Source organism: Duganella sp. CF402 (genome assembly GCF_900109645.1).
In the GTDB taxonomy this organism is placed as follows: Bacteria; Pseudomonadota; Gammaproteobacteria; order Burkholderiales; family Burkholderiaceae_D; genus Rugamonas.
Genome location: NZ_FOBG01000001.1, coordinates 100717 through 114361, shown reverse-complemented (window position 1 = coordinate 114361; position 13645 = coordinate 100717). Strand labels below are relative to the sequence as shown.

9 protein-coding genes and 1 other RNA gene are annotated in these 13645 nt (G+C 64.0%); 3 read left to right on the top strand and 7 right to left on the bottom strand.

Translation table 11 applies throughout. The features are described from left to right. Positions 1–38: 38 nt before the first annotated feature. On the bottom strand, positions 39–1244 hold the full coding sequence (locus BMZ70_RS00510) for a glycosyltransferase (protein WP_092277353.1): 1206 nt from the start codon (positions 1242–1244) through the stop codon (positions 39–41). Between the two features lie 132 nt (positions 1245–1376). Between BMZ70_RS00510 and BMZ70_RS00505 the strand changes: the two genes are divergently transcribed. Beyond that, a complete protein-coding gene (locus BMZ70_RS00505) occupies positions 1377–4217 on the top strand; it encodes a hybrid sensor histidine kinase/response regulator (protein WP_092268657.1) in 2841 nt (946 codons plus the stop codon). Between the two features lie 2 nt (positions 4218–4219). Continuing rightward, positions 4220–6400 carry a putative bifunctional diguanylate cyclase/phosphodiesterase gene (locus tag BMZ70_RS00500; protein ID WP_092268655.1) on the top strand — a complete coding sequence of 727 codons (2181 nt, stop codon included), beginning with the start codon at positions 4220–4222 and terminating at the stop codon, positions 6398–6400. Here BMZ70_RS00500 and BMZ70_RS00495 read toward each other — a convergent pair. The 4 genes from BMZ70_RS00495 to dnaX are packed head-to-tail and all read right to left on the bottom strand — an operon-like array spanning position 6341 to position 10966. Then, positions 6341–7555: a CaiB/BaiF CoA transferase family protein gene (locus BMZ70_RS00495; RefSeq protein ID WP_092268653.1), complete on the bottom strand. Its 1215-nt coding sequence runs from the start codon at positions 7553–7555 to the stop codon at positions 6341–6343. The two genes, BMZ70_RS00500 and BMZ70_RS00495, sit on opposite strands and share 60 nt — an antisense overlap. Then, positions 7556–8146, bottom strand: a complete 591-nt coding sequence (gene recR, locus BMZ70_RS00490) for a recombination mediator RecR (RefSeq protein ID WP_092268651.1) — start codon at positions 8144–8146, stop codon at positions 7556–7558. Positions 8147–8152: 6 nt separating this feature from the next. Then, positions 8153–8479 (bottom strand): YbaB/EbfC family nucleoid-associated protein, encoded by a 327-nt coding sequence (locus BMZ70_RS00485; RefSeq protein WP_092268650.1) that lies wholly within the window; start codon positions 8477–8479, stop codon positions 8153–8155. 42 nt (positions 8480–8521) lie between these two features. Then, a complete protein-coding gene (dnaX, locus tag BMZ70_RS00480) occupies positions 8522–10966 on the bottom strand; it encodes a DNA polymerase III subunit gamma/tau (protein ID WP_092268648.1) in 2445 nt (814 codons plus the stop codon). Positions 10967–11080: 114 nt separating this feature from the next. Here dnaX and BMZ70_RS00475 point away from each other — a divergent pair, with 114 nt between their 5' ends. Further along, the gene (locus BMZ70_RS00475) at positions 11081–11734 is read left to right on the top strand and encodes a hypothetical protein (RefSeq protein WP_092268646.1); all 654 of its coding nucleotides are present in this window, start codon (positions 11081–11083) and stop codon (positions 11732–11734) included. A 37-nt stretch (positions 11735–11771) separates the two neighbouring features. On the opposite strand, the gene ffs is transcribed toward BMZ70_RS00475, so the two are convergent. Both ffs and ubiD read right to left on the bottom strand, forming a co-directional pair. Beyond that, an RNA gene (gene ffs, locus BMZ70_RS00470) (signal recognition particle sRNA small type) lies at positions 11772–11870 on the bottom strand. 15 nt (positions 11871–11885) lie between these two features. Next, positions 11886–13370 (bottom strand): 4-hydroxy-3-polyprenylbenzoate decarboxylase, encoded by a 1485-nt coding sequence (ubiD, locus tag BMZ70_RS00465; RefSeq protein WP_092268644.1) that lies wholly within the window; start codon positions 13368–13370, stop codon positions 11886–11888. Positions 13371–13645: the final 275 nt, after the last annotated feature.

Sequence of the window (13645 nt, the reverse complement as noted above, 5' to 3'; positions counted from 1 at the left end):
CGGTCTTTCCCAACGGACCGGCACCCCGGTCCGTTTTTTTATTGGCCCGGCAGCTGCGCCAACAGGGCGGTCAGCCGGGCACCCGCGTGGTAGCGCTGGAAATGCTCCGCCACCCGTCCCGCCGCAGTGCGCGGCTCCGGGTCATGCAGCAAATGCAGCACCGCTGAACGCAAGGCCTGTTCCTCCAGCCGATCCGAGCGCAACAGCACGCCGGCGCCGGAGCGCACCACCCCCGCCATGTTCAGGTACTGATCGAGATTGCCGGCAATACCCAGCACCGGCACGCCGGCCGCCAGCGCCTGCTGGCAGGTCGGGCTGCCGCCGTTGCAGATCACCAGCCGCGAGCGCTGCGCCGCCTGCTCGCCGGGCAGGTAGCTGGCGATGTGCACATTGTCCGGCAACAGGCCCGGTTCGATGGTGCCGGCGGTAGCGGCCATTACCGTCACCGGCAGCGGCGCCAGCGCCTGCAGGATGCGCGGCAACAAGGCGCCCTGCCCTGAACTGCCCAGTGTGACGTAGACCAGCTCGCGCCCGTCGGGCAAGGCGTCCCACCACGACGGCGGCTCGGTCGGCGGCGACCACGTCACCGGGCCGAGATAAGCGTGCGTGATCGGCAAGTCGTGCGCCGGGAACATTTCCGGAATATCGGCGTACAGCACGTGGTCGGCGTCGGTGTAGATGCGCCGCAAGTCATAGCCCAGCGACGGCATGCGATACGCGCGCCGCACGCGGTTAAGCGGCCGGCAATGCAAGGCAAACGCCAGCGGCCGCACCAGCCGGAACAGCCGGTCCGCCAGCGCGATCGGCAGCACGCGCGACAAGGGCAGCGCCGGCACCTGGTAGTGCTGGTTCACGTACGGACTCCAGTACGCATTGGCCAGCGCCACGTATGGCACCTCCGCCAGCCGCGCGCTCACCGACAGCGACAAGCGGAAATCGCCGATCACCACATCCGGCCGTACCGCTTGCAACAGGCGCATGTCGTCCAGCACGTACTGGTGCAGCGCGCGTGCGTCGTACACCGGCTTGCCGGCCGCCAGCGCCGCCAGGAAGCGCGCGCTGGAAATGCTGATCAGCGGCCAGTGGCGCAGTTGCGCATCCTTGAAAAACGGCTCGTAGCCGGGTGCGCAAGCGAAGTGCACGTCGTAGCGTTGCCGGTCCAGTGTGCGCGCCAGCGCCAGCGGACGGCCGACATGCGCCAGCGTCACTGCCTCCGCCACAAACAAGATTTTTTTGCGTTCCATCTCCATAGCTTGCGACGCCCGTCGCGGCGTTGTTTGAGATAGCGCAAACGTGCCTGCATTAGATCCAGATCAAAGCCGAGCTTGCCTGATGCATATATTTTTCTCATTGGCATTGTTGAATGGGCCTACGCGATGAAACTCACGATCATGTCCGTGCTCTCGGCCGGCAGCGCCTTACTGCTGGTCCTCGTCGCGTTCGCCGCTACCTCGGCGCTCAGCCGCAGCGACGATGCGCGGCAGCAGCTGACCGTGCTGGCTGGTGTAATCGGCCACAGCAGCAAGACCGCGCTGCTGTATGCCGACCGCCACCAAGCCGGGCAGGTGCTGGCCACGCTCGCGCTTGACGACGACATCCTGCAAGCCGCGCTGTACGACGGCAGCGGCAAGCTGCTGGCGCGCTACCTGTCGCCACGCCTGCCGGCCGATCAAGCCGGTCCCGACGCCCTGCCCGCACCGCAAGCCGATGACGCAGCACGAAGCGAACCCAGCGGCCTGCCGTGGGCGCCGTCCCTGCGCGTCTATCACGTTCTGCGCAACGGCGACGACGCCACTGGCGTGGTGATGCTGGAAGCCGCGCAAACCCGCATCTGGTTCGATGTGCTGAAAAATCTCGGCGCCGCCATCGTGGCCGCCGCGCTGTCGTTCGTGATGGCGCTGCTGACCGCGGCGCGTTTCAAGGGCAGCATCGCCGAGCCGGTCGGCCAGCTGATGACGGCGGCGCAGCAGGTCAGCCGGGGGCAGGCCACACCGCGCATACTGCACCAGCGCGGCGACGAGCTCGGTGCGTTGATCGACAGCTTCAACGAGATGCTGGCGCAAGTGGAAGGCCGCGACGCTGCCTTGGCGCAGTACCGCGACCAGCTGGAACGGCAAGTCAGCGTGCGCACCGAACAGCTGGAAAAAGCCAAGAACGCGGCCGAAGCGGCCAGTCAGGCCAAGAGCGCCTTCCTCGCCACCATGAGCCACGAAATCCGCACGCCCATGAACGGCGTACTCGGCATGACGGAATTGCTGCTGGCCACGCGCCTGAGCGAGCAGCAGCGCCACTACACCAGCATGGTCAAGCGCTCCGGCGAGCATCTGCTGGTCATCATCAACGACATCCTCGATTTTTCCAAGATCGAGGCCGGCAAGCTGACGGTGGAATACATCCACTTCAATTTCCGCGACCTGCTGGACGATATCGACAATGTGTTCGCACCGCAGGCGCAGGCCAAGGGCTTGCGCCTGGAGCTGGAGATCGCCCACAACCTCCCGCTCAGCATCTGCGGCGATCCGAACCGGCTGCGGCAGGTCATCTTCAACCTGCTCGGTAATGCCATCAAGTTCACCGACAGCGGCCAGATCACGGTGCGGGTGCGGGTGGCGCATGAAGACGCGCAAACCGTCGGCCTGCGCTTTGAGGTGCACGACAGCGGCATCGGCGTGTCGTCCGAAGCGCGTGCGCGCATCTTCGATTCATTCTCGCAGGCCGACGGTTCGACCACCCGCAAGCACGGCGGTACCGGCCTCGGTTTGGCGATCTCAAAACAACTGGTGGAGCTGATGGGAGGCGTTATTGGCGTCGACCATGCGCTAACTCAAGGATCGGTGTTTTGGTTTGCCGTAAATTTTGATAAACGTCGTGTTGACAGCGACGATCCATCCACCGCCACCCAGGGAATCCGCGTTTTGATTGTCGACGAACATCCCGCCAGCCGCGCCGCACTGGAGCGGCAACTGGCGGCCTGGCGCATCGCCTGCGCCGGCGCCACCGCCAGCGACGCCCTGCCCCGGTTACGACAGGCGGTGGCAGCCGGCTGTACCTACGACGCCGTGCTGCTGGAGATGGAACAGCCGCGCACCAGCGGCCTGGCGCTGGCCGCCGCCATCCACCGCGAACCGGCGCTGGCCGCCATACGCCTGCTGCTACTGAGTACCGAGCGCAACGCGGCCGACAGCGTGCAGCAGCGCGAAGCGGGCGTGGCCTTCCAGCTCATCAAGCCGGTCCGCGAATGCGACCTGCACGACGCCATCACCCTGCCATTGCGCGGACGCGAGTCACGCCCCGCCGCCGAGCCGCCTACCGCGCCGGACGCGGCAGGCGCGCTGCGCCTGCCAGCAGGCCCATTGCCGTCCGGACCCGGCGCCATCGACGCCGCACCGGGCGCACGCAGCCGCAAGCGGCGCAAGGTGCTGCTCGCTGAAGACAATCCGGTCAACGTCGAAGTGGCCAGCGCGATGCTGGAAGGACTGGGCCTCGAGGTCAGCCGCGCCCGCAACGGCGAGGAGGCCCTGCTGTCGGTACAAACCGATGACTTCGACGCCATCCTGATGGATTGCCAGATGCCGGTGATGGACGGTTTCGCCGCCACCACCGAAATCCGCCGCCACGAGCAGCAGCGCGGACGGGCGCGCAGCATGCCCATCATCGCCATCACCGCCAACGCACTGCAGGGGGACCGCGAATCCTGCCTCGCTGCCGGCATGGATGACTACCTGAGCAAGCCCTTCACCCAGCAAGCGCTGGGACAGACCCTGTCGCGCTGGATCAGCCTGCCCCGCATCGCGGCCCCAGCCGCCGAGGCCGCCCCGCCGCTGGTCGCCGCATCGCCAACGACCATCGCGCCGATGGACGGCAGCGCCATCAACCACCAGGCGCTGGACAACATCCGCGCGCTGAGCGCGACCAACGGCGACGCCCTGCTGGAACGCGTAGTGCACGCCTTCCTGCACGACACGCCGGCCCAGCTGCAGGCGCTGCAACGCGCCATCGCGGCTGGCGATGCAGAACAAGTGCGCAAGGCCGCACACAGCCTCAAATCAAGCGCTGCCAACGTCGGCGCCGAAGCGCTGGCCGCACGCAGCAAAGAACTCGAACAACTCGGACGCAACCACACCACCGCCGGCGCCGCACCACTGCTGGCTGACATGGAACACTCTTTCCAGGCCGCGCGGCAGGCGTTGGGAGCTCTCCTGGAAAAGGAAACCTGATCATGGCAACTTCCCCCAAGCGCGGCCTGGTATTGGTCGCAGACGATGACCCCACCATGCGGCTGCTGATGCTGGAAATGCTGGCCCAAGTCGGCCTCGACGCCATCGAAGCCGAAGACGGCATCAAGGCCGTGGCCTGCTTCCAAAGCATCACACCCGACCTGGTACTGCTCGACGTCGACATGCCCGGCATGGACGGCTTTGCCGTGTGCCGCGCCATCCGCCAGCTGGAAACCCACTCGGCCGTGCCCATCATCATGGTCACCGGCGGCGACGAGCTGGAATCGGTGACCCATGCCTACGAGGCCGGCGCCACCGATTTCGTCTCCAAGCCAATCAACTGGCCCATCCTCGGCCATCGCGTGCTGTACGTGCTGCGCGCCAGCGACGCCATCAGCCGCCTGCGCATCGCCGACGCCCAGCACCGCGCGGTACTGGCCGCCATCCCCGACACCTTCTTCCGCATGAACAAGGATGGCTACTACCTCGACTACGAACAAGGCCACGAAGCCAGCAGCGTATTCGCCAGCGACCTGTGCGTGGGCCAGCACCTGAGCCAGGTGCTGCCGGCCGACATCGCCGGCCACCTGATGGAGCAGGTGCACAACGTGCTCGACACCCAGCACATCCGCTCGCTCGACTACGAACTGCCCACGCCCGGCCCGGCGCCGCGCGCGCGGCAAGGCGAGCATCCGGCGCCAATGCCGGTGCGGCATTTCGAAGCGCGGCTGGTGGCCACCGGGCCGGATGAAGTGCTGGGGCTGGTGCGCGACATCAGCGAGCGCAAGCGCAGCGAGGAACAGATCCGCCGTCTCGCCTACTGCGATTCGCTGACCGGCATCCCCAACCGCCAGGCCTTCCTCGAAACGCTGGAAGCCGAGCTGGTACGCTCGCGCAAGGCCAACAAGAAATTCGCCGTACTGTTCATGGACCTGGACGCCTTCAAGCGCATCAACGACACGCTCGGGCACGACGTCGGCGACCACCTGCTGAAAGCCGTCTCCGAGCGCTTGCGCGAAACCACGCGGCCGGGCGACCTGGTGTCGCGCACCGAGGCCGCCACCAACCTGGCGCGGCTGGGCGGCGATGAATTCACCATTTTGATTCCGGATCTGGAACGGGTGGAGAACGCCCTGAATGTCGCGCACCGCGTAAAGGAAGCCATGCGCCGCCCCTTCCTGCTGGACGCGAACGAAATCTTCGTCACCGCCAGCATCGGCATCTCGCTCTATCCGGAAGACGGCGAGGACTGCAACTCCCTGCTCAAGTACGCCGACACCGCCATGTACCACGCCAAGAACTGCGGCAAGAACAACGCCAAGCTGTACAGCTCGTCGCTGACCATGCAGATCATGAGCCACGTCAAGCTCGAGGTCGGCTTGCGCAAGGCCTTGCAGAACGACGAGCTGTACCTGCTGTACCAGCCGCAAATCGACGTGTGCAGCTCGCGCATCGTCGGCTTTGAAGCGCTGGTGCGCTGGCGCCATCCCGAACGCGGCGTAATCTCGCCGACCGAGTTCATTCCGCTGGCCGAAGAAACCGGCCTGATCGTACTGATCGGCGAGTGGGTACTACGTGCCGCCTGCCAGCAAGCGACCACATGGCAACTGCCGGGCAAGCCGCCGGTGCGGGTGGCGGTGAATTTATCGGCCAAGCAGTTCAAGGATGAAAACCTGACCCAGAGCGTGCTGTCGGCGCTGCACGACAGCGGCCTGCCGGCCGAACTGCTGGAACTGGAACTGACCGAAGGCACGCTGATGGACGACGCACGCGCCACAATGGTGACGCTGGAACAGCTGCGCGGCATCGGCGTGTACTTGTCGATCGACGATTTCGGCACCGGCTACTCGTCGATGAATTATCTAAAACGGTTCGATGTGCGCGCGCTCAAGATCGACAAGAGCTTCATCAGCGGCCTGCCGCTGGATTCAGAGAACGCCGCCATCACCCGCGCCATCATCGCGATGGCGCATGGCCTGAAGATGGCCGTGGTGGCGGAAGGCGTGGAAACCGACGCCCAGCTGGTGCTACTGGAACAATACGGCTGCGACATGGTGCAGGGCTACTACCTCGGCCATCCCTCCCCGCCCGACTCCATCCACCGCATGCTGGCCGGCCAGGCCTTACAGCACGCCGCCCTGCTTCATCGCAGCGATGGCATCGGGGCTGTAGCCGAGGGCTGACAGGACTTCGTCATTGTGCTGGCCCAGCGTTGGCCCCAGCCACTTGGTGTGGCCCGGCGTGGCCGACAGTTTCGGCGAGATGGCCGGCAGCTTGACCGGCGTACCGTCCGCGAACTGGTGCTGCTCGAACATCTCGCGCGCCAGGAATTGCGGGTCGCTCATCATGTCGCGCACCGAGTAGATTTTGCCGGCCGGGACGTCGGCCGCTTTCAGCACTTCCAATGCGCTGTCGATGGTCTGCGTGTCGCACCACGCTTGAATCGCGTCGTCGATCATTTGCGTGTGCTTCACGCGGCCGTCGTTGCGCTCCAGCTCCGGATTGCCGGCCATATCGATGCGGCCCATCGCCAGCACCAGCCGCTTGAAGATAGCATCGCCATTGCCGGCGATGACGATGTTCTCGCCATCCTTTGTGGTGTAGGTATTCGACGGTACGATGCCCGGCAGCGAACCGCCGGTGCGCTCACGCACCACGCCCGCATGGTCGAACTCCGGCACCAGCGATTCCATCAGGTTGAACACGGATTCGTACAGGGCCACGTCCACCATCTGGCCCTCGCCTTTCAGCTTGCCGCCGGTGGCGTCGCGGTGGCGCAGCGCCATCATGGCGCCGATCACGCCGTGCAGCGCCGCCACTGAATCGCCAATCGATACGCCCACGCGTACCGGCGGACGGTCGGCGTGTCCGGACACGTAACGCAGGCCGCCCATCGATTCGCCAATGGCGCCGAAGCCCGGCAAGTCCTTCATCGGCCCGGTCTGGCCGAAGCCGGAAAGGCGCACCATGATGGTCGAAGGATCGACGGCTTTCAATTGCTCGTAGCCGAGCTCCCATTTTTCCAGCACGCCGGGGCGGTAGTTCTCGATGATGATGTCCGCTTCCAGCGCCAGCTTGCGCGCGATCTCGCGGCCTTGCGCATGCTTCATGTTCAGCGTCAGCGATTTTTTATTGCGCGACTGGACCGACCACCACAGCGACGTGCCATCCTTCAGCACGCGCCATTTGCGGATCGGGTCGCCGCCGTCGGGCGACTCGACCTTGATCACTTCCGCGCCAAACTCGGCCAGCATGCGCGCACAAAAAGGGCCCGCGATCAGCGTGCCCAGTTCCAGTACCTTGATGCCGGCCAGCGGACCGGAAGTGTTCTTGCTCATTTATGTCGCCCTTCGATCCAGCATGGCGCGGGCGATGGTGCCCGCGTCGACGTATTCGAGTTCACCACCAACCGGCACGCCGCGTGCGAGACGGCTCACGCGCAGGCCGCGCGCCTTCAGCATCTCGGAGATGTAGTGGGCCGTGGCCTCGCCTTCGTTGGTGAAATTGGTGGCCAGCACCACCTCGGTGACCAGCCCGTCGGCGGCGCGCGCCACCAGTTTTTCGAGATGGATGTCTTTCGGGCCGATGCCGTCCAGCGGCGACAGGCGGCCCATCAGCACGAAGTATAGCCCCTTGTAAGTCAGGGTCTGCTCGATCATCAATTGATCGGCAGGCGTCTCGACCACGCACAGCAGGCGGCGGTCGCGCGACTCGTCGTTGCAGGTGTCGCAGACGTCTTCTTCGGTGAAGGTATTGCACAGCGCGCAGTGATGCACGGCGTTGACCGCCTGATGCAAAGCGCGCGACAGCATGTCCGCGCCTTCGCGGTCATGCTGCAGCAGGTGGAACGCCATGCGCTGGGCCGACTTGGGACCGACGCCGGGCAGGCGGCGCAAGGCTTCGGTCAGGAACTCCAGCGACTTGGACATGGTTCCTTAGAATGGCATCTTGAAGCCGGCCGGCAGGTTCATGCCGGCGGTCAGGCCGCTCATCTTTTCGGCGGCGGTGGCTTCGGCCTTGCGCACGGCGTCGTTGAAGGCGGCGGCCACCAGGTCTTCCAGCATGTCTTTGTCGTCGGCCAGCAGCGACGGGTCGATCGACACGCGCTTGACGTCGTTCTTGCAGGTCATCACGACCTTGACCAGGCCGGCGCCCGATTGGCCTTCGACTTCGATCAGCGCCAGCGAGTCCTGGGCTTTTTTCATATTGTCTTGCATTGCCTGGGCTTGTTTCATCAGGCCGGCCAGTTGGTTCTTCATCATGGTGGAGTTCTCCGTATTGCGGTAAGTTGTTTAAGGGGGCGATCAGGCGGCCGCAGCCGCGCTGGTCTGTGGCGGCACGATGGAGCTTGGGACAACCCAGGCGTCCAGTTCGCGGATCATGCTGTTCACGAAAGGATCGTTGGCGATGGTTTCCTCGGCGGCGCGCTGGCAGGCTTCGCGGTAGGCTTGCGCCTCGGCGCTGGCGGTGTACCAGACGGCGCCCAGTTCACTGTCCACACGCACCGTGCGGCTGAAGCGCTCGGTCAGCGCGGTGGTCAGTTTTTCGATGTTGCCGGGAGTGCGCCAGGTTTCGATCGGCACGCGCAGGGCGATCACGAAGGCATTGCCTTCGAAATAGCACTTGACCATTTCGGCCTGCATCGCCAGTTGCTGGGCGGTGCCGCGCAGTGGCAGCGCGGCGGCCACGGCTGGCCAGTTGCCGTCCCAGTTCAGTTCGGGAACGGGCGTGATGACGTAGGCGTATGGCGCCTTGGCTGGCGCCGGCGCGGCGCGGGCCGGCATGGCGATGGCGTGCGGATCGTTCGCTTGCTGGGCCGGCGCGCTTTGGCTTTGCGTCGCTGGCTCAGGTGCGTATGGATGCGCGGCGCCTTGGGCTGGCATGGCGGAGTCGTCGGAGAATTCGGTGACCCACGGTGGCAGGTCGTCGTCTTCGGCGACTGGCGGCTTGGCTTTGGCTTGCGGCGCAGGCGCGACGTACTGCGGAGCAGCCGCAGGCGGTGCCACGCGGGCCGGCGCTTCCAGAACGGCAGCGCCACCGTCAGCGGCTGGCGGCATGTCTTCCCACGGCGCCGGACGCGCTGGCGCGGCAGCAGGAGTCTGCACGGCGGCAGGCGCTTGCGGCGCGACAGCTTGCGGCGCGGATGGTACTGGCGCCGTCGAAGCGGCGCTTACGCTGGGAGGCGACGACGGTGCTTCTGGCGCTGGCGCTGCGACTGGTGCGCTGGCGGCCGGACGTGCGCCGCCCGGACGCGACGCGGCGCGAGCCGCTTCCAACGCAGCGTTGATCGCGGCACGCGCGGTGCTGATCGGCGCTGCGGGTGCTGGCGCGGCGGCCGGAGGTGCTGGCGGCGGTGCGCTTGGCGCAGGTGCCGCGCTGACCGGCGGTTGCACGACAGCAGCTGGCGACGGTGCAGCGGCTGGCTGCGGCGCGACGGGTGCTTGCGCGGCGACGGCCACTGGCGATGCGGCTTCGCGCGCCATCGCGGCGGCGCCGGCGATGACCGACGGCGGCACCACGCTGGCGTGGCTCGCTTGTACGTTGGCGGCCGCGCGCGCCGGTGCGGCGCCCGCTGCGGCGCGGGCCGAAGCCATCGCCGCCTGGCGCGATACCGCCGGTGCTGCCGCTGCTTGTCCCTCCGCCCCGCCTACGCCGGGGCGAAAGGCCAACATCCGTAACAAGGTCATCGAGAAGCCGGCATATTCATCCGGCGCCAGGCCCAACTCATTGCGGCCATGCACTGCGATCTGGTAATACAGCTGCACTTCTTCCGCGTCAAACAAACCTGCGAGGCGCACGATATCCGCATACTCCGGCAGATCTTCCGGCAAGGCGGCCGGCACCGTCTGCGCCAGCGCGATCCGGTGCAGCAAGGTGCCCAGATCCTGCAAGGCGCCGTTGTACGACAGGCTGCGCGTGGCCATCTCATCGGCCACGGCCAACAGATCGGCGCCATCCTGCGCTGCCAATGCATCCAGCAAGCGAATCAGGTACGACTGATCGAGCGCACCAAGCATGCCTTGCACCGCGTCCAGCGTCACCGCACCGGCGGCGTAGGCAATCGCCTGATCGGTCAGCGACAAAGCATCACGCATCGAACCATGCGCACCCGTGGCCAGCAGGCGCAAAGCCGGCTGCTCAAAGGTAATGCCTTCTTGTCCGAGAATATTTTCCAGATGGCCGATGATGTGCCCCGGCGGCATCTGCTTCAGATTGAACTGCAGGCAGCGCGACAGCACGGTAACAGGAATCTTCTGCGGATCGGTGGTCGCCAGAATGAACTTGACGTGCTCCGGAGGCTCTTCCAGCGTCTTCAGCATCGAGTTGAAGGCGTGGTTGGTCAGCATGTGCACCTCGTCGATCATATAGACCTTGAAGCGTGCATTGGTCGGCGCGTACACCGCCTGCTCCAGCAACTGCGCCATCTCATCGACGCCGCGATTGGACGCCGCATCCATCTCGATGTAATCGACAAAGCGCCCCGCATCGATGGCGGTACACGCCTCACACACGCCGCACGGCGTAGCGGTGATGCCGCCATTGCCATCCGGCCCGACGCAATTAAGCGACTTGGCCAGGATCCGCGACAAGGTGGTTTTACCCACGCCGCGCGTTCCGGTGAACAGATAGGCGTGATGCAGCCGGCCGCTATGCAAAGCATGCGTCAGCGCGCGAACCACGTGCTCCTGGCCGACGAGCGTTTCGAAGTTGCGGGGGCGATATTTACGGGCGAGGACTTGATAGGACATGCTGGGATTTTACCGTATCGCGGGTGCCAAAGCGGCAATTGTAACAAGTCGCGACTGGATTAGGTAAGTCTGCGTTTTCGCCCTACAATTTGTTTTTCTTTTAACATGCCAAAAATGAAAAAACTTGCCCTGACTCCCCTGCTGTTGCTGTCCCTCGCCGCCCACGCCGATGAACGCGAATGGCATCCCTACAAAAAACTGGTGGAGGACCTGCGCCTCGACAAGTTCTACGCCCTGCCGGCCGCCGAACGCGACAAGGTCAACCTCTACCTGACCGTCAAACCGCAAAATAAAAGCATCAAGCCGTCCGACGTCGTGCTGACCGTGGTGCAAGGCGGCGAACGCCAGCAACTACCGGCGCTGTCGCCGGACTACCGCATGACGCTGGTGCCGAATCCAAAATGGATGACGGACGACGCCAAAGTCATGACCAGCCTGCCGAAAGGCGAAAAGTCGGCCGTCGGCTATGACGCCGTCACGCCACTGCCGGAGGGCTTGCAGTGGAACTACGCGCCAGTGATGAGCAGCGTCGGCCAGATGAACCAGGCCATCAAGAAAATGGCTGGCGCGCTGAGCATGTTCGCGCCGAGCGTCAAGGTGGTGGTATTCAAGTTCAACCACCCGGCCCAGCTGAAGGTAGGCGGCGCGACCTACAACACCGATGCCAAGCACCAGATCAAGCTGAAGCCCGACTCGGCGCTGCTGAAGGAGAATCCACTGATGGTCGCATCCGAGCGACCGTTCGAAGCCGAGCTGGATTCGGAATAAAAAAAAGCTCCCCGAGGGGAGCTTTTTCTTTGAATAAGGAGGCGAGCCTGATCTGCGGCACTTATGGTGAACGGCTGTGGCTGCTTCGTTCCCGACCTGACCAGGTTGACCATGCCACAATGCGCAGGGGCCCGCCAGATGTCATTATACCTTACAGCCCCAATTCCTGCCAAATCTGATCCACCCGTGTTTTCACCTCGGGCGACATGGTGATCACCGTACCCCACTCGCGGGTGGTTTCACCCGGCCACTTGTTGGTGGCGTCGATGCCCATCTTGCTGCCCAGGCCGCTTACCGGCGAGGCAAAGTCGAGGTAGTCGATCGGCGTATTGTCGACCAGCGTGGTATCGCGGGTCGGATCGACGCGGGTGGTGATGGCCCAAATCACCTCGTTCCAGTCGCGGATATTCACGTCCTCATCCACCACCACAATGAACTTGGTGTACATGAACTGGCGCAGGAAGCTCCACACGCCAAACATCACGCGCTTGGCATGGCCGGCGTACTGCTTCTTGATCTGCACCACCGCCATGCGATAACTGCAACCTTCCGACGGCAAATGGAAATCGGTGATCTCGCTGAACTGCTTCTGCAGCAGCGGCACAAACACCTCGTTCAGCGCCAGCCCCAGCACGGCCGGCTCATCCGGCGGTTTGCCGGTGTAGGTCGAGTGATAAATCGGGTCGCGGCGCATGGTGATGCGGTCGATGGTGAACACCGGGAACCAGTCCTGCTCATTGTAATAACCGGTGTGGTCGCCATACGGCCCCTCCAGCGCATGCTCGTAACCGGACGGATGGTTTTCGTCCGGATAGATATGCCCTTCCAGCACGATCTCGGCCGACGCCGGCACGCGCAGCTCGCTGCCGATCGCCTTGACCAGCTCGGTGCGACTGCCGCGCAGCAGGCCGGCGAACTGATATTCCGACAAGGAATCTGGCACCGGCGTCACTGCACCTAATATAGTAGCGGGGTCCGCGCCCAAAGCGACACAGACAGGATAAGGCTTCCCTTTGCTTTGGATGGCGTGCTCGCGGAAGTCCAGCGCGCCGCCGCGATGGGCCAGCCAGCGCATGATGACCTTGTTAGGACCCAGCACCTGCTGGCGATAGATGCCGAGATTCTGGCGCTTCTTATTAGGGCCCTTGGTAATAACAAGGCCCCAGGTAATTAAAGGCGCCACGTCGCCCGGCCAGCAGTGCTGGATCGGCAATTTCGACAAATCGACATCGGCGCCTTCCCACACGATCTCCTGGCACGGCGCGCCACGCAGCTCTTTCGGCGCCATATCCCACACGGCCTTCACCAGCGAGCCCAGGCCCAGCAAGTCCTTGAAGTCCTTCGGCGGTTCCGGCTCTTTCAAGCGCGACAACACATGGCCGATCTTGCGCAGCTCGCTGACGTTCTCCGCGCCCATGCCCAACGCCACGCGGCGCTGCGTACCGAACAAATTGGCCAGCACCGGCATGCTGTGGCCGGTCGGATGTTGGAATAGCAAGGCCGGGCCACCGGCGCGCAAGGTGCGGTCGCACACCTCGGTCATCTCTAAATGCGGCGAAACGGGGCTTAAAATGGGCTTAAGTTCACCCATTGCTTGCAGTTGGGAAATAAAATCTCGTAGATCGGAATATTTCATCGGTTTTTTAATATTTTCTTACATTAAAGCGCACTGTTTAAAAATACAGGTCAAGTGATTGATTTTATTGGTTTTCCATCGCTAGCAAGGCAAAATTCTAGATTTAAAAGTTATAAAAACGATTGACGTTAGTATTGACTTGATATAAAACGCCTTCTACAATCCACCCTACTTGATGAGGTCTGACTTTTATGTCCCTCATACATTCACGGAGTCGGGGCTCCACATGACATTTTAAGGAGTGTTTTCAAAGGCGTCTTGCCTTGCTCCCCGGT

What these genes read in the sequence shown, in the direction of transcription:
- BMZ70_RS00485 (WP_092268650.1), bottom strand. Translation starts at nt 8,479, where the DNA reads ATGATGAAGAACCAACTGGCCGGCCTGATGAAACAAGCCCAGGCAATG.
- BMZ70_RS00505 (WP_092268657.1), top strand. Translation starts at nt 1,377, where the DNA reads ATGAAACTCACGATCATGTCCGTGCTCTCGGCCGGCAGCGCCTTACTG.
- BMZ70_RS00475 (WP_092268646.1), top strand. Translation starts at nt 11,081, where the DNA reads ATGAAAAAACTTGCCCTGACTCCCCTGCTGTTGCTGTCCCTCGCCGCC.
- BMZ70_RS00510 (WP_092277353.1), bottom strand. Translation starts at nt 1,244, where the DNA reads ATGGAACGCAAAAAAATCTTGTTTGTGGCGGAGGCAGTGACGCTGGCG.
- recR (WP_092268651.1), bottom strand. Translation starts at nt 8,146, where the DNA reads ATGTCCAAGTCGCTGGAGTTCCTGACCGAAGCCTTGCGCCGCCTGCCC.
- BMZ70_RS00500 (WP_092268655.1), top strand. Translation starts at nt 4,220, where the DNA reads ATGGCAACTTCCCCCAAGCGCGGCCTGGTATTGGTCGCAGACGATGAC.
- dnaX (WP_092268648.1), bottom strand. Translation starts at nt 10,966, where the DNA reads ATGTCCTATCAAGTCCTCGCCCGTAAATATCGCCCCCGCAACTTCGAA.
- ubiD (WP_092268644.1), bottom strand. Translation starts at nt 13,370, where the DNA reads ATGAAATATTCCGATCTACGAGATTTTATTTCCCAACTGCAAGCAATG.
- BMZ70_RS00495 (WP_092268653.1), bottom strand. Translation starts at nt 7,555, where the DNA reads ATGAGCAAGAACACTTCCGGTCCGCTGGCCGGCATCAAGGTACTGGAA.